At 44.9% G+C, this 15,680-nt stretch carries 21 protein-coding genes; all 21 read right to left on the bottom strand.

What is annotated here, in order from left to right; translation table 11 throughout:
- Positions 1-21 precede the first annotated feature (21 nt).
- Positions 22-207: a type Z 30S ribosomal protein S14 gene (locus tag VKA52_RS09085; RefSeq protein WP_035511674.1), complete on the bottom strand. Its 186-nt coding sequence runs from the start codon at positions 205-207 to the stop codon at positions 22-24.
- A 26-nt stretch (positions 208-233) separates the two neighbouring features.
- Positions 234-773: a 50S ribosomal protein L5 gene (gene rplE, locus VKA52_RS09080; RefSeq protein WP_115895006.1), complete on the bottom strand. Its 540-nt coding sequence runs from the start codon at positions 771-773 to the stop codon at positions 234-236.
- A 26-nt stretch (positions 774-799) separates the two neighbouring features.
- Entirely contained in the window at positions 800-1,111 is a 312-nt protein-coding gene (rplX, locus tag VKA52_RS09075) for a 50S ribosomal protein L24 (RefSeq protein WP_035511676.1), read from the bottom strand.
- A gap of 40 nt (positions 1,112-1,151) precedes the next feature.
- On the bottom strand, positions 1,152-1,520 hold the full coding sequence (gene rplN / locus VKA52_RS09070) for a 50S ribosomal protein L14 (RefSeq protein ID WP_035511677.1): 369 nt from the start codon (positions 1,518-1,520) through the stop codon (positions 1,152-1,154).
- A 42-nt stretch (positions 1,521-1,562) separates the two neighbouring features.
- Positions 1,563-1,826 carry a 30S ribosomal protein S17 gene (rpsQ, locus tag VKA52_RS09065; RefSeq protein WP_035511679.1) on the bottom strand — a complete coding sequence of 88 codons (264 nt, stop codon included), beginning with the start codon at positions 1,824-1,826 and terminating at the stop codon, positions 1,563-1,565.
- 24 nt (positions 1,827-1,850) lie between these two features.
- Positions 1,851-2,051 carry a 50S ribosomal protein L29 gene (gene rpmC / locus VKA52_RS09060; RefSeq protein WP_008636054.1) on the bottom strand — a complete coding sequence of 67 codons (201 nt, stop codon included), beginning with the start codon at positions 2,049-2,051 and terminating at the stop codon, positions 1,851-1,853.
- Positions 2,041-2,475 carry a 50S ribosomal protein L16 gene (gene rplP, locus VKA52_RS09055; RefSeq protein ID WP_027953416.1) on the bottom strand — a complete coding sequence of 145 codons (435 nt, stop codon included), beginning with the start codon at positions 2,473-2,475 and terminating at the stop codon, positions 2,041-2,043. The genes rpmC and rplP overlap by 11 nt, the downstream gene beginning before the upstream one ends.
- A gap of 18 nt (positions 2,476-2,493) precedes the next feature.
- Complete coding sequence (gene rpsC, locus VKA52_RS09050; protein ID WP_035511682.1) at positions 2,494-3,135, bottom strand: 30S ribosomal protein S3; 642 nt, start codon at positions 3,133-3,135, stop codon at positions 2,494-2,496.
- A gap of 3 nt (positions 3,136-3,138) precedes the next feature.
- On the bottom strand, positions 3,139-3,480 hold the full coding sequence (rplV, locus tag VKA52_RS09045; protein ID WP_035511684.1) for a 50S ribosomal protein L22: 342 nt from the start codon (positions 3,478-3,480) through the stop codon (positions 3,139-3,141).
- A gap of 20 nt (positions 3,481-3,500) precedes the next feature.
- On the bottom strand, positions 3,501-3,779 hold the full coding sequence (gene rpsS / locus VKA52_RS09040; protein ID WP_035511685.1) for a 30S ribosomal protein S19: 279 nt from the start codon (positions 3,777-3,779) through the stop codon (positions 3,501-3,503).
- A gap of 57 nt (positions 3,780-3,836) precedes the next feature.
- A complete protein-coding gene (rplB, locus tag VKA52_RS09035; RefSeq protein ID WP_146818467.1) occupies positions 3,837-4,670 on the bottom strand; it encodes a 50S ribosomal protein L2 in 834 nt (277 codons plus the stop codon).
- A 36-nt stretch (positions 4,671-4,706) separates the two neighbouring features.
- Positions 4,707-4,994, bottom strand: a complete 288-nt coding sequence (rplW, locus tag VKA52_RS09030) for a 50S ribosomal protein L23 (protein ID WP_146818469.1) — start codon at positions 4,992-4,994, stop codon at positions 4,707-4,709.
- Positions 4,994-5,617, bottom strand: a complete 624-nt coding sequence (gene rplD / locus VKA52_RS09025; RefSeq protein ID WP_160916736.1) for a 50S ribosomal protein L4 — start codon at positions 5,615-5,617, stop codon at positions 4,994-4,996. Before rplD ends, rplW begins: the two co-directional genes overlap by 1 nt.
- 21 nt (positions 5,618-5,638) lie before the next feature.
- Entirely contained in the window at positions 5,639-6,274 is a 636-nt protein-coding gene (rplC, locus tag VKA52_RS09020; RefSeq protein ID WP_089654434.1) for a 50S ribosomal protein L3, read from the bottom strand.
- A gap of 32 nt (positions 6,275-6,306) precedes the next feature.
- Positions 6,307-6,615, bottom strand: coding sequence for a 30S ribosomal protein S10 (gene rpsJ / locus VKA52_RS09015; protein ID WP_089654435.1), 309 nt, complete (start codon positions 6,613-6,615; stop codon positions 6,307-6,309).
- A gap of 570 nt (positions 6,616-7,185) precedes the next feature.
- Positions 7,186-8,376 carry an elongation factor Tu gene (tuf, locus tag VKA52_RS09010; protein WP_089654436.1) on the bottom strand — a complete coding sequence of 397 codons (1,191 nt, stop codon included), beginning with the start codon at positions 8,374-8,376 and terminating at the stop codon, positions 7,186-7,188.
- Positions 8,377-8,503: 127 nt separating this feature from the next.
- Positions 8,504-10,582 carry an elongation factor G gene (gene fusA / locus VKA52_RS09005; RefSeq protein ID WP_115824706.1) on the bottom strand — a complete coding sequence of 693 codons (2,079 nt, stop codon included), beginning with the start codon at positions 10,580-10,582 and terminating at the stop codon, positions 8,504-8,506.
- 41 nt (positions 10,583-10,623) lie between these two features.
- Positions 10,624-11,094 carry a 30S ribosomal protein S7 gene (rpsG, locus tag VKA52_RS09000; protein ID WP_160916734.1) on the bottom strand — a complete coding sequence of 157 codons (471 nt, stop codon included), beginning with the start codon at positions 11,092-11,094 and terminating at the stop codon, positions 10,624-10,626.
- A 52-nt stretch (positions 11,095-11,146) separates the two neighbouring features.
- Positions 11,147-11,566 (bottom strand): 30S ribosomal protein S12, encoded by a 420-nt coding sequence (gene rpsL / locus VKA52_RS08995; protein WP_089654439.1) that lies wholly within the window; start codon positions 11,564-11,566, stop codon positions 11,147-11,149.
- Between the two features lie 94 nt (positions 11,567-11,660).
- On the bottom strand, positions 11,661-11,912 hold the full coding sequence (locus VKA52_RS08990; RefSeq protein WP_326315229.1) for a 50S ribosomal protein L7ae-like protein: 252 nt from the start codon (positions 11,910-11,912) through the stop codon (positions 11,661-11,663).
- Positions 11,913-12,055: 143 nt separating this feature from the next.
- Positions 12,056-15,667 (bottom strand): DNA-directed RNA polymerase subunit beta', encoded by a 3,612-nt coding sequence (gene rpoC, locus VKA52_RS08985; protein WP_326315227.1) that lies wholly within the window; start codon positions 15,665-15,667, stop codon positions 12,056-12,058.
- Between the last annotated feature and the right edge of the window lie 13 nt (positions 15,668-15,680).

Below are 15,680 nucleotides of genomic sequence, written 5' to 3'. Positions count from 1 at the left end.
ACCTCCTTCCCTGTTTCGGGTTTACCAGCTGGCTTTTTTGACACCAGGGATTTGACCTTTATATGCAAGTTCACGGAAACAAATACGGCAAAGCTTAAACTTACGAAGTACGGAGTGCGGACGTCCGCAGCGTTCACAACGCGTGTATTCGCGCACTTGGTACTTCTGTTTACGCTGTTGCTTCGCGACCATTGATTTTTTAGCCACTATTTTCCCTCCTTATAGTTAGCTCATTATTTTTGGAACGGCATACCGAACTGAGCTAGAAGTTCACGTGCTTCTTCGTCAGAGTCAGCTGTAGTGACAATAACGATATCCATACCACGCACTTTGTTTACTTTATCGTAATCGATTTCTGGGAAAATCAATTGCTCTTTAACACCAAGTGTGTAGTTTCCACGACCGTCAAAAGCTTTCTTAGAAATACCACGGAAGTCACGCACACGTGGAAGAGATACAGCGATCAGCTTTTGGAGGAATTCGTACATGCGCTCTCCACGAAGTGTAACCTTCGCGCCGATTGGCATACCTTCACGTAGACGGAAACCTGCAATTGATTTCTTCGCTTTTGTGATAACTGGCTTCTGTCCAGTGATCAATGTTAGTTCTTCTACAGCTGTGTCAAGTGCTTTCGCGTTTTGAACAGCGTCACCTACACCCATGTTGACAACGATTTTCTCAACTTTTGGTGTTTGCATGATGGAATCATATTCAAATTTGTTCATCAAAGATGAGACAACTTCTTCTTGATATTGTTTCTTTAGTTCGTTCATCGTGTGGCCCTCCTTTCCTGTATGGCTTATTTATCTAGTGCTTCACCAGATTTTTTCGCGATACGAACTTTCTTCCCGTCCTCGACTTTGTAACCAACACGTGTCGGCTCACCAGTCTTAGGGTCGATCGGCATTACGTTGGATACGTGGATCGCAGCTTCTTGTGTTAGGATTCCACCTTGTGGATTCTCCTGAGAAGGCTTCGCGTGCTTTTTCACTTCGTTCACGCCTTCAACAAGAACACGATCTTTCTTCGGATATGCTTCAAGGATTGTTCCTTGTTTGCCCTTATCCTTACCAGTAATCACCATTACTTTATCACCTTTTTTTACGTGCATTCTTCGCGCACCTCCTTAACAAGGCATTTCATTCAGGCTTTTATAATACTTCTGGAGCTAGAGATACAATCTTCATGAATTTAGCATCACGAAGTTCACGAGCTACCGGTCCAAAGATACGAGTACCGCGTGGGCCTTTGTCATCACGCACGATTACTGCTGCGTTTTCATCGAAACGGATGTAAGAACCATCTTTACGGCGCACTCCACTCTTAGAACGTACGATAACAGCTTTTACAACTTCACCTTTTTTAACAACGCCTCCTGGTGTTGCCTGCTTCACAGTAGCAGTGATGATATCACCGATGTTAGCTGTTTTGCGGCCGGATCCACCCAATACTTTGATTGTCTGGATTTCGCGGGCACCAGAGTTGTCTGCAACTTTCAGACGAGATTCCTGTTGAATCATAACATGTAACCTCCCTTCGGATTAACTCCGAGCGAACTTTATTTAGATAATGACAGACTCTTCAACAACTTCTAGAAGACGGAAACGCTTAGAAGCAGACAATGGACGAGTTTCCATGATGCTTACGATGTCGCCGTTTTTCGCTTGGTTGTTTTCGTCATGAGCTTTGAACTTTTTGGAATACTTTACGCGCTTGCCGTAAAGTTTGTGGAACTTATAAGTTTCTACTAGTACGGTGATGGTCTTATCCATCTTGTCAGAAACGACACGGCCAGTATAAACTTTACGATTATTACGTTCAGTCATGTGAGGGTGACCTCCTCTCATCTATTAGTTATTTACGCCTAGCTCACGTTCACGAGCAACAGTCTTCATACGTGCGATGGACTTGCGAACTTCACGGATACGTGCAGTGTTCTCAAGTTGACCTGTTGCCAATTGGAAGCGTAGGTTGAAAAGTTCTTCTTTAAGAGACTTAACTTTTTGTTCAATTTCGGCAGTGGTTAATTCACGGATCTCATTAGCCTTCATTGATTTCACCACCAATTTCTTCACGTTTTACGAATTTTGTACGGATCGGCAGTTTGTGTGAAGCAAGACGCAACGCTTCGCGTGCAACCTCTTCAGATACACCTGCGATCTCGAACATGATTTTCCCTGGCTTCACGACAGCTACGAAACCTTCTGGAGCACCTTTACCGGAACCCATTCGTACTTCTAGGGGCTTAGCAGTATAAGGCTTATCAGGGAAGATTTTAATCCAAACTTTACCGCCACGCTTCATGTAACGAGTCATCGCGATACGCGCTGCCTCGATCTGGCGGGCTGTGATCCATGCAGGATCAATTGCTTGCAAACCATATTCACCGAATGCTACTTCAGTACCGCCTTTTGCACGGCCTTTTAAGCTAGTACGGTGTTGACGACGATATTTAACACGTTTAGGCATTAACATAATGCTTTTCCCCCTTCCTTACTTGTCAGTTTTAGTTGGAAGGACTTCTCCACGATAGATCCACACTTTAACACCAAGCTTACCGTAAGTAGTGTCAGCTTCTGCAGTTCCGTAATCGATGTCTGCACGAAGTGTGTGTAGTGGTACTGTTCCTTCACTGTAATATTCAGCACGAGCGATATCCGCGCCACCTAGACGACCAGATACTTGGGTACGAATACCTTTAGCTCCTGCACGCATAGCGCGTTGTATTGTTTGTTTTTGAGCACGACGGAAAGATACGCGGTTTTCCAATTGACGTGCGATATTGTCAGCCACAAGAGTAGCGTCAAGATCTGGCTTTTTCACTTCAACGATGTTGATGTGAACGCGTTTACCAGTTAGTTGGTTTAGAGCTTTACGAAGTGCTTCTACTTCAGAACCGCCTTTACCGATAACCATTCCTGGCTTAGCTGTGTGCACAGTAATGTTTACACGGTTTGCTGCGCGTTCGATTTCTACCGTAGAAAGAGCAGCATCTTTAAGACGATTTTCAACATATTCACGAATCTTAATGTCTTCATGTAACAAGTCTGCATAGTCTTTGCCAGCGTACCACTTGGATTCCCAATCGCGGATAACGCCGATACGAAGACCTACCGGATTAATTTTTTGACCCACTGATTATCCCTCCTTTTTTTCTGATACGACCACTGTGATGTGGCTTGTGCGTTTGTTGATTTGGCTTGCGCGGCCCATAGCGCGAGGGCGGAAACGTTTAAGAGTTACGCCTTCGTTTACAAACGCTTCGGAAACGTATAGGTTTTCCGGGTCCATTTCATAGTTGTGTTCTGCGTTAGCGATCGCGGAGTTAAGAAGTTTCTCAACTACTGGAGATGCGCCACGCTGTGTTAGACGTAGTGTAGCCAGAGCTTCACCAACATTTTTTCCTCGAATTAAATCAATTACCAGACGAGCTTTACGAGGAGCGATACGAACGGTTTTAGCAACTGCTTTAGCTTGCATTAGAGTGCCTCCTCTCTATATTAACGTTTTGTTTTCTTATCGTCGCCAGAGTGTCCCTTGAACGTACGGGATGGCGCGAATTCACCTAGTTTGTGACCAACCATGTCTTCAGTCACATAAACTGGTACGTGCTTACGACCGTCATAAACGGCGATTGTGTGTCCGACGAAGTTAGGGAAGATCGTAGAACGGCGAGACCAAGTCTTTACGACCTGCTGTTTATTATCTTCGTTCAACTTCTCGACTTTTTTCATTAAGTGATCATCTACAAAAGGTCCTTTTTTCAGGCTGCGGCCCATGAATAAACCTCCCTTCGCGATTGAGAGACGGGTTTTACTGCCCGCCCGACAATCCCGTTATTTTTTACCGCGTCTACGTACGATATATTTATCAGACGGCTTGTTGCGTTTTCTCGTTTTGTATCCAAGAGTTGGTTTACCCCATGGAGATACTGGAGATGGCATACCGATTGGTGCGCGTCCTTCACCACCACCGTGTGGGTGATCACTAGGGTTCATTACGGAACCACGTACTGTAGGGCGCTTACCTTTCCAACGAGAACGTCCAGCTTTACCTACGCTGATTAGTTCGTGCTCAAGGTTACCGACTTGACCGATTGTTGCACGGCAAGAGCTTAGTACCAAGCGAACTTCACCTGATGTCAGGCGTACAAGCGTGTATTTTTCTTCACGACCAAGGATTTGTGCAGAAGCACCTGCAGAACGGACAAGCTGTCCTCCGCGTCCTGGTTTAAGTTCTACGTTGTGTACGATTGTACCAACTGGAATGTCTTTCAACTGAAGAGCATTACCTGGTTTGATATCTGCACCTTCACCAGAAATAATTTCCGTTCCAACCTTCACACCTTTTGGAGCTAGGATGTAACGTTTTTCACCATCAACATAATTGATTAGTGCAATGTTAGCGGAGCGGTTCGGATCATATTCGACTGTAGCAACGCGTCCAGGTATTCCATCTTTGTCACGCTTGAAGTCGATAATACGATACTGACGCTTGTGGCCTCCGCCCTGATGACGAACTGTCAGCTTACCCTGGTTGTTACGTCCACCTTTTTTATGAAGTGGAGTGACAAGGGAGCGTTCAGGTTTGTCAGTTGTGATTTCAGCGAAATCAGATACTGACATGTGTCGACGACCGTTAGTAATCGGTCTGAACTTTTTAATCGCCATCTTTATTTCCCTCCTTCATATTTCAATTCGTGTATTTTATGCTTCGAAGATTTCTAGTTCTTCGCTGTCCTGAGTCAATGTGATGACTGCTTTCTTACGATCGGAGCGGTAGCCGCCGTAACGACCCATACGCTTGAACTTACCTTTAAGGTTCATTGTGTTGACTTGTGCAACTTGAACGCCAAAGATTTCTTCAACTGCTTTTTTAATTTCAGTTTTGTTAGCTTTCGGGCTAACTTCAAACGTATATTTCTTTTCTCCCATAAGATCAGCAGAATGTTCAGTAATGACAGGGCGCTTGATAATATCGCGTGGTTCTTTCATTATGAGAGCACCTCCCCTGCTTTTTCAGCTGCTTCCTTAGTAAGGATCAGCTTGTCATGCGTTAGCAAGTCTAACACACTTACTTGCTCTACAGGAAGACTCTTCACTGTAGGGATATTGTTAGATGATAGAGTTACATTTTCGTCTGCTTCAGCAGTAACGATCAATGCTTTCTCGTTAACATCTAGTGCTTTTAGAATGTTTGCAACTTCTTTTGTTTTCGGAGCATCAAGAGAAAGGCTCTCAAGAACAATGATGTTTTCTTCTTTCACTTTAGAAGAGAAAGCAGATTGAAGTGCCAAACGACGTACTTTTTTAGGCATCGTGTAGCTGTAGCTGCGTGGTGTAGGACCGAAAACAGTTCCGCCACCTACCCATTGTGGTGAACGGATAGATCCTTGACGCGCACGGCCTGTACCTTTTTGGCGCCATGGTTTGCGTCCGCCGCCACTAACTTCAGAACGTCCTTTTACTTTGTGTGTGCCCTGGCGAAGATTCGCGCGTTGCATCAACACAGTTTCGTGTAAAACGTGAGTATTAGGTTCAATTCCAAATACAGATTCATTTAGTTCGATTTCACCAACATTAGAACCGCTTTGGTTTAATAGTGCTACTTTAGGCATGACATATCCTCCCTTCGTTTATTATTTGCTAGCCTTAATTGCACTTGTAATCTTAACGTAAGATTTTTTCGCGCCTGGTACATTACCTTTGATAAGTAGTAGATTACGCTCAGCGTCCACTTTTACTACTTCAAGGTTTTGTAGTGTTACTGTTTCGCCACCCATTTGTCCTGCAAGACCTTTGCCTTTGAAGACTTTGGACGGGTCAGCACCTTGCCCCATAGAACCGGAACGACGGTGGAAACGGGAACCGTGAGTTTTAGGTCCAGTAGATTGGTTGTGGCGCTTGATTGCACCCTGGAATCCTTTACCCTTAGAAGTTCCTGTAACGTCAATTGCGTCACCAGCTTCGAAAATATCAACTTTAACCTCTTGACCTAATTCAAAGTCATCAAGGTTTGTATTACGGAATTCACGAACGTAGCGCTTAGGTGTTGTGCTTGCTTTATCAGCGTGCCCTTGAGCAGCTTTCTTCAAGCGGTTTGACTTTTCATCAGCAAAACCAAGTTGGATCGCTTCATAACCGTCATTTTCTGTTGTTTTCTTTTGAAGAACAACGTTTGGCTCAGCCTGAACAACTGTTACTGGGATCAACTCGCCATTTTCAGAGAAAATTTGAGTCATGCCGACTTTTCGTCCTAAGATTCCTTTCGTCATCCGTTACACCTCCTATTATCTTTACGATTTATTTATAGTTTAATTTCGATATCCACACCAGATGGTAGATCCAAACGCATAAGTGAATCAACAGTCTGTGGTGTTGGATTAACAATGTCGATTAGACGTTTGTGTGTGCGCATTTCGAACTGCTCACGAGAGTCTTTATACTTGTGAGTCGCACGAAGTACAGTATATACAGAACGCTCTGTTGGAAGCGGGATCGGACCAGATACATTAGCTCCGGAACGCTTCGCAGTGTCTACGATCTTTTCTGCGGACTGATCAAGTACTCTGTGATCATACGCCTTTAAACGAATACGAATTTTCTCTTTTGCCATTATTTTCCCTCCTTCTTCGCCCATTTTTGAAATAGACATTCTCCGCGAAAAAAACTTGACCACCAGCCATGGCAAAGGGGCCGGGTGTGTCAACAACCTTTCGCTTCATCGCCTTTTATGACCAACATTATTCATTATATAGAAGAAATGCAGCCAATGCAAGGATAAATCCATAATTTTTTCATCACGGACACTTAAAACATTATACTAGCGTTCACCACTTTTTTCAAGGGGATAGCTAGTATTCATAGGCTTTCCACCAAATGTTTCCGACTACCTCTTTGAAATCCATTGTCCATTTAAACAAATATGAATGAGGATATCAACCATCTCTGTGTAAAGAATAATTTTCTAAACATTCATAATAGATTAGATCCTTATAAGGTTGTCAGTGATGGAAATATAAAAGCCGATTAACGGCAAGACGGATAACCTTCCCATTTCATTCGGCCGGCATGTTATAGCAAAGACTATATTCTTTGGAAGGAATTCAATAGCATGGTTGTATTTCTTCATAAAAAAAGAGCAACAGCCAGAAGCTGTTGCTCTTTATATAGGATAGAACTGAAATTACTTAGTGATTTCAGAAACTACGCCAGAACCTACTGTACGTCCACCTTCACGGATAGAGAAACGAGTTCCGTCCTCAATCGCGATTGGGGAGATAAGTTCTACAGTCATTTCAACGTTGTCCCCAGGCATAACCATTTCTACGCCTTCAGGAAGTTGAATAACACCAGTTACGTCCGTAGTACGGAAGTAGAACTGTGGGCGGTAGTTAGAGAAGAATGGAGTGTGACGTCCACCTTCGTCTTTAGCTAGTACATAAACTTCAGCTTTGAAGTTTGTGTGTGGAGTGATAGAACCAGGCTTTGCTAGTACTTGACCACGGTTGATGTCTTCACGCTTAACACCACGAAGAAGTGCACCGATGTTGTCTCCAGCTTCAGCGTAATCTAGAAGCTTACGGAACATTTCAACACCAGTTACAGCAGTTTTGCTGGACTCTTCAGCCATACCGATGATTTCAACTTCGTCACCGACTTTAACTGTACCACGCTCAACACGACCAGTTGCAACTGTACCACGACCAGTGATAGAGAATACGTCCTCTACTGGCATCATGAATGGCTTGTCAGTGTCACGGTCTGGAGTTGGAACGTACTCGTCAACTGCATCCATAAGATCGTAGATTGCTTGCTCATACTTCTCTTCACCTTCAAGAGCTTTAAGAGCAGAACCGCTGATTACTGGTACGTCATCACCATCGAAGTCGTACTCAGAAAGTAGATCGCGAACTTCCATTTCTACTAGTTCAAGAAGCTCTTCGTCGTCTACCATGTCAACTTTGTTCAAGAATACAACGATAGCTGGTACACCTACGTTTTTAGAAAGTAGGATGTGCTCACGTGTTTGTGGCATTGGACCGTCAGCTGCAGATACAACTAGGATCGCGCCGTCCATTTGAGCAGCACCAGTGATCATGTTCTTAACGTAGTCAGCGTGACCTGGGCAGTCAACGTGTGCATAGTGACGAGTTTCAGTTTCGTACTCAACGTGTGCAGTGGAGATTGTGATTCCACGCTCACGTTCTTCAGGAGCACCGTCGATCATGTCATATGCCATTGCTTCACCAGAACCAGAACGCTTGTGAAGTACAGTCGTAATCGCTGCAGTTAGAGTTGTTTTACCGTGGTCAACGTGTCCAATTGTACCAATGTTAACGTGGGACTTGGACCGGTCAAATTTTTCTTTACCCATTGTATATTTCCTCCTTTAGATAAGTAACAATTTTGGTTTTCAAGATTTATGATGGAGCTTAGGAGTAAGCAAGAGTCACTCCTAAGCTTACACTACAAGTTATACTTTAACTCGTCTAAAAAATCAATTATTCACCAGCATTTTTCTTGATGATTTCCTCAGAGATGCTCTTCGGAACTTCTTCATAGTGGTCGAAGTGCATTGTGTACGTACCACGGCCTTGAGTGTTGGAACGCAACGCTGTTGCATAACCGAACATCTCAGATAGTGGAACGAATGCTTTAACCACTTGTGCATTACCACGAGTTTCCATACCTTCTACACGTCCACGACGGGAAGTTACGTCACCCATGATGTCGCCCATGTATTCCTCAGGAATAACAACTTCTACTTTCATCATCGGTTCAAGTAGAACAGGCTTACACTTGTTTTTCGCCTCTTTAAGTGCCATGGAAGCGGCAACTTTAAAGGCCATTTCGTTGGAGTCGACATCGTGGTAAGAACCGTCATAAAGAGTCGCTTTGATGTCTACCATAGGGTAGCCAGCCAATACACCGTTTTCCATAGACTCTTTAATACCTTGTTCTACAGATGGAATGTATTCACGTGGCACAACACCACCGACGATCTTGTTAACGAATTCGAAACCAGCGCCTTCTTCGTTAGGTTCGAACTCAACCCATACGTGACCGAATTGTCCACGACCACCGGATTGACGTACGAACTTACCTTCCACTTGTGCACTACCGCGGAATGTTTCACGGTAAGCAACTTGTGGAGCACCAATGTTCGCTTCAACTTTGAACTCACGCTTCAGACGGTCAACGATGATGTCCAGGTGAAGTTCACCCATACCAGCGATGATCGTTTGACCCGTTTCAACGTTTGTTTCAGTTTGGAACGTTGGATCCTCTTCAGCTAGTTTACCAAGAGCGATGGACATCTTATCTTGGTCAGCTTTAGATTTAGGCTCGATAGCAACAGAGATTACCGGATCAGGGAATTCCATGGACTCAAGAATAACAAGACTCTTTTCGTCACATAGTGTATCACCCGTACCTGTATCTTTAAGGCCTACCGCACCTGCGATATCCCCTGCATATACAGTGGAGATCTCTTCACGAGAGTTGGCGTGCATTTGTAGGATACGACCTACACGTTCACGCTTGTCTTTCGTGGAGTTTTTCACGTATGATCCAGCATTCAATGTACCGGAGTAAACGCGGAAGAAAGTAAGTTTACCTACATAAGGGTCTGTAGCGACTTTAAATGCCAATGCAGAGAATGGCTCGTTGTCGTCAGGCTTACGTACAACTTCTTCTTCTGTTTGTGGTACGTGACCTTCAATTGGAGGTACATCTAGTGGAGATGGTAGATAATCGATAACACCATCAATTAGAAGTTGAACTCCTTTGTTCTTGAAGGCAGAACCACAGAATACTGGGTAGAATTCAACACTTAGAGTTGCTTTACGGATCGCATCCTTAAGCTGGTCGTTTGTGATTTCTTCTCCCTCTAGATACTGCATCATCAAGTCTTCATCGAGTTCTGCAACAGCTTCTACTAGCTTGCCACGGTACTCTTCAGCTTGATCTTTGTAGTCGTCAGGAATCGGGCGTGCTTCAGCACGTGTTCCCAAGTCGTCCATGTAGTAGTATGCTTCCATCGTTACTAGGTCGATGATTCCTTCGAACTCATCTTCCGCACCGACAGGAAGTTGAACAGCTGCTGCATTTGCTCCTAGGCGGTCTTGCAACGTACCTAGGGAGTAGATGAAGTCAGCTCCGATTTTGTCCATTTTGTTAATGAAGACAATACGTGGAACACCGTATGTCGTAGCTTGGCGCCAAACAGTTTCTGTTTGAGGCTCAACACCAGATTGTGCGTCAAGGACAGCTACGGAACCATCAAGTACACGTAGGGAACGTTCAACTTCAACAGTGAAGTCTACGTGTCCTGGAGTATCGATGATGTTGATACGGTGACCTTTCCACTGAGCAGTCGTAGCGGCGGAAGTGATTGTAATTCCGCGCTCTTGTTCCTGCTCCATCCAGTCCATTTGGGAAGCTCCTTCGTGAGTTTCACCAATCTTGTGGATACGTCCTGTGTAGAAAAGAATACGCTCTGTCGCCGTTGTTTTACCAGCGTCGATGTGAGCCATTACCCCGATATTCCGAGTCTTTTCCAAGGAGAACTCTCTAGCCATGCATCTTTCTCCTTCCTGTTTGAACCTTTATTTTTTGGTGATTACCAGCGATAGTGAGCGAATGCTTTGTTCGCTTCCGCCATCTTGTGCATTTCTTCGCGACGCTTCACAGATGCACCTGTGTTGTTAGCAGCATCTAGAATTTCGTTAGCTAGGCGCTCTTCCATCGTTTTCTCTCCGCGAAGACGCGCATAGTTTACGATGAAACGCAAGCCTAGTGCCTGGCGACGTTCTGGACGAACTTCAACAGGTACCTGATAGTTGGAACCACCTACACGACGAGCGCGTACCTCCAATACAGGCATTACGTTCTTCATTGCTTGATCAAATGCTTCCATAGCGTCATTGCCGCTACGTTCTTGAACAAGTTCAAATGCTTTATAAAGGATTTTCTGTGCTTTACCGCGCTGACCGTTAACCATGATTTGGTTGATCAAGCGAGTAACAAGCTTAGAGTTATACATTGGATCTGGTAACACATCACGTTTAGCTACTGGACCTTTACGTGGCATATGTTCCCCTCCCTTCTTCGATGTTTTTATTTAAGCGATATTTACATATCGATTATTTTTTAGCTTTTGGTTTTTTCGTACCGTATTTGGAACGACCTTGCATACGGCCATCAACACTTGCTGTGTCAAGAGCACCACGTACAACGGTGTAACGTACACCTGGCAAGTCTTTAACTTTACCGCCACGGATAAGAACAACACTGTGTTCTTGAAGGTTGTGGCCTTCACCAGGGATATAAGCGTTAACCTCAAGCTGGTTAGTTAGACGAACACGTGCATACTTACGTAGGGCAGAGTTCGGTTTCTTAGGTGTCATTGTTCCAACACGTGTGCAAACCCCACGCTTTTGTGGAGAAGAAAGATCAGTCATACGCTTTTTATAGCTGTTGTAACCTTTGTTCAAAGCTGGAGAGTTTGACTGCTTCGTTTTGCTTACGCGCCCTTTGCGTACCAATTGGTTAATTGTTGGCATGTTTGTATCCTCCCTTCGTACTTTTTTAATACCACACATCCAGGTGGTTCATATAAAGGCAAAAAACAAAGCTTTCGCGTCATACGCCAAAACTTTATTGCTTTATCGCCACTGTAGCCGCACCAACATCAATACCACATGCATTCCCGAGCTCCTCCATCGAAGGGACTCGTGTGTGAGGAATGTTCAGTTGTTGGGCTAATTTAGCTACTTTAAGTGTCATCGACTGATCAGCATCTTCAGCCGTAATGACTTCAACCACTTCGCCATTTTTCATGGCTTTCAGTGTTTGTTTGGTTCCAATAATTATATCGGATTTAGCCTGTGCTACTTTTTCATAAGACATCTTCATATCCTCCAAAGTAACAAGGATAAATGGAAGCACCTTGATTATATTATCACTCACCCAAATGCATGTCAACTGCATCTGGGTGAGTTTTTTTAGTGCTTCCTTTAATTTTACACCTTGTTAACATCTACTTCTTTATTTTAAGAATGTGTGACTTCTTCGGTCACTTCTGGAACCTCTTGTCGTTGTTGTTCGGATTGCGCTTGAATCTTGCGGTAACGAGTCATACCCGTACCTGCAGGAACAAGCTTACCGATAATAACATTCTCTTTCAATCCTAGCAACTCATCGCGCTTACCTTTAATGGCTGCGTCTGTAAGGACACGTGTTGTCTCCTGGAAGGATGCAGCGGATAGGAAGCTGTCTGTTTCAAGAGACGCTTTGGTAATACCAAGGATGACTGGACGGCCGACAGCCGGCTGGCCACCTTCCATAAGCGCTTTTTGGTTCGCTTCTTTGAATTGGTGAATTTCAAGTAGAGAACCTGGAAGTACATCGGTGTCACCAGAATCAAGGACACGTACTTTACGAAGCATCTGGCGTACCATAACTTCAACGTGCTTATCGGAGATTTCCACCCCTTGCATACGGTAAACTTTCTGCACTTCTTTGAGAAGGTATTCTTGAACGCCGTCAAGTCCCTGTACGGTCAGCAATTCTTTAGGATCAATGGAACCTTCAGTCAGAGGTTCACCTGCTTTGACCTCATCTCCAACCGACACTTTCATACGTGCACCGTATGGAGCCGTGTATGAACGTGATTCTACAGCACCTTGAACGACAATTTCCTGCTTCTCTTTGACTTCATTGATTTCGTGTACCGTACCATCAATTTCTGTGATAACGGCTTGACCTTTCGGATTACGCGCTTCCACGATCTCCTGGATACGTGGAAGACCCTGCGTGATATCGTCTCCGGCTACACCACCTGTGTGGAAGGTACGCATTGTAAGCTGTGTACCCGGCTCACCGATGGATTGTGCAGCGATGATTCCGACTGCTTCACCGACTTCAACTTCATCACCTGTTGCAAGGTTACGGCCATAACACTTCTTACAAACCCCATGTTTTGTATTACAAGTGAATGCCGTACGAATCACAATCTCTTCAATGCCAGCATCAACGATTTGTCGTGCGACATCTTCATAAATAACTTCATTTCTTTCAACCATAATCGCATCTGTTTCAGGGTGCTTCACTGTCTGGAATGCTGTACGTCCGATGAGACGGTCGATCAATGGTTCAACCACTTCGGTACCCTCTGTCAGTGCAGCTACAGGCAAGCCTCTGTCTGTTCCACAATCGTCCTCACGAACGATAACATCTTGCGCTACGTCTACAAGTCGACGTGTCAAGTAACCAGAGTCGGCTGTCTTAAGGGCTGTATCGGCAAGTCCTTTACGGGCACCGTGTGTAGAGATGAAGTATTCAAGTACTGTCAGACCTTCACGGAAACTTGATTTGATCGGTAGTTCAATGATTCGTCCAGCCGGGTTGGCCATCAGACCACGCATACCAGCAAGCTGCGTGAAGTTAGAGGCGTTACCACGGGCTCCGGAATCACTCATCATGAAGATCGGGTTACGCGGGTTCAAGGACTTCATCAGACGGTTCTGAATATCATCTTTAGCCGCAGACCAAATTTCAATGACGCGATCGTAACGTTCTTCTTCTGTGATTAGACCACGACGGAACTGTTTCAAGACTTTATCCACTTTCTCTTGCGCTTCATCAAGGATTTCCTGCTTCTCTGGAAGTACGACAACGTCAGATACACCGACAGTAATACCGGCCTTCGTGGAGTATGCAAACCCAAGATCCTTCATGCGGTCAAGCATTTTAGACGTTTCACTGATGGAGAAACGCTTAAACACTTCAGCGATGATATCACCAAGGATTCCTTTCTTGAATGGAGATACTTCTTCACGCTTAGAAATTTCTTCACGGATATCTGTACCTTTTTCAATGAAGTAGTGATCAGGAGTCTTGATTTCCAAGTTCTCTTTCGTCGGTTCATTGATATATGGGAATGAATTCGGCAGCATTTCGTTGAAAATCAACTTACCTACTGAAGTCAGTAGAAGCTGCTGATTCTGTTTCTCAGTAAATGTTTCGTTATTCAAAGAGCTAGCCTGAACTGCTACACGCGTGTGCAGGTGAGCATAGCCATTTTGGTAAGCCATTAGAGCTTCGTTCAAGTCTTTGAAGAACATGCCTTCTCCGATGGCACCTTTTCTCTCAAGAGTCAGGTAGTAGTTACCTAATACCATATCCTGGGAAGGTGTAACGACCGGCTTACCATCCTTAGGGTTAAGGATGTTTTGAGCAGCAAGCATTAAGATACGCGCTTCCGCCTGAGCTTCTGAGGATAACGGCACGTGTACGGCCATCTGGTCTCCATCAAAGTCGGCGTTGTATGCCGTACATACAAGCGGATGCAGACGAATGGCACGACCTTCGACAAGAGTCGGTTCAAAGGCCTGGATACCCAAGCGGTGCAATGTTGGTGCACGGTTGAGTAGAACCGGGTGTTCTTTGATGACATCTTCAAGGACATCCCATACTTCGTGGTGTACGCGCTCGATCTTACGCTTCGCTGATTTGATGTTATGAGCAAGACCTCGGGATACGAGTTCTTTCATAACGAATGGTTTGAACAATTCAAGGGCCATTTCTTTTGGAAGACCACATTGGTACATCTTCAAGGATGGTCCTACGACGATAACAGAACGGCCGGAATAGTCGACACGCTTACCTAGCAAGTTCTGACGGAAACGTCCTTGCTTACCTTTCAACATATGAGAAAGGGATTTAAGTGGTCGGTTTCCTGGTCCTGTTACAGGACGGCCGCGACGGCCATTGTCGATCAAAGCATCAACAGCTTCCTGCAGCATACGCTTCTCGTTTTGAACGATGATGGTCGGTGCACCAAGATCCAACAAACGCTTCAGGCGGTTGTTACGGTTGATTACACGACGATACAAGTCGTTCAAATCAGAAGTTGCAAAACGCCCACCATCGAGCTGGACCATTGGACGAAGTTCCGGCGGAATGACCGGAAGAACGTCAAGAATCATCCATGATGGATCGTTTCCTGAGTTACGGAAGGATTCTAATACTTCAAGACGCTTGATTGCACGTGTACGGCGTTGTCCTTGAGCTGTCTTCAGCTCTTCTTTCAACATCTCTACTTCACCATCAAGGTCGATATCATATAGAAGCTTACGGATCGCTTCCGCGCCCATAGCTGCCTGGAATCCTTGTCCGAACTTCTCGCGGTATGAGCGGTACTCTTTTTCAGAAAGCAATTGCTTCCTTTCAAGAGCCGTCTCACCCGGATCCGTTACAATATAGGCTGCGAAATAGATGACTTCCTCCAAAGCTCTCGGAGACATATCCAACACAAGCCCCATACGACTCGGAATTCCTTTGAAGTACCAAATATGAGAGACAGGGGCAGCTAGCTCTAGGTGCCCCATACGCTCACGGCGAACTTTCGCCTTGGTTACTTCAACGCCACAGCGGTCACAAACGACACCCTTATAACGGACACGCTTATATTTTCCGCAGTGACATTCCCAGTCTTTCTGCGGGCCAAAGATTCGCTCGCAGAAAAGACCGTCTTTTTCTGGTTTCAACGTACGATAGTTGATGGTTTCTGGCTTCTTAACCTCACCGTAGGACCAAGAACGAATCTTATCCGGTGAAGCCAGACCTATTTTCATATACTCAAAGTTATTTACATCTAGCAAGGGGCCTACCTCC

Source organism: Halobacillus sp. HZG1 (assembly GCF_035818575.1).
Classification (GTDB): Bacteria; Bacillota; Bacilli; order Bacillales; family Halobacillaceae; genus Halobacillus; species Halobacillus litoralis.
Note: the sequence above shows the minus strand (reverse complement) of the source record. Positions and strands in the feature narration are given on the sequence as shown.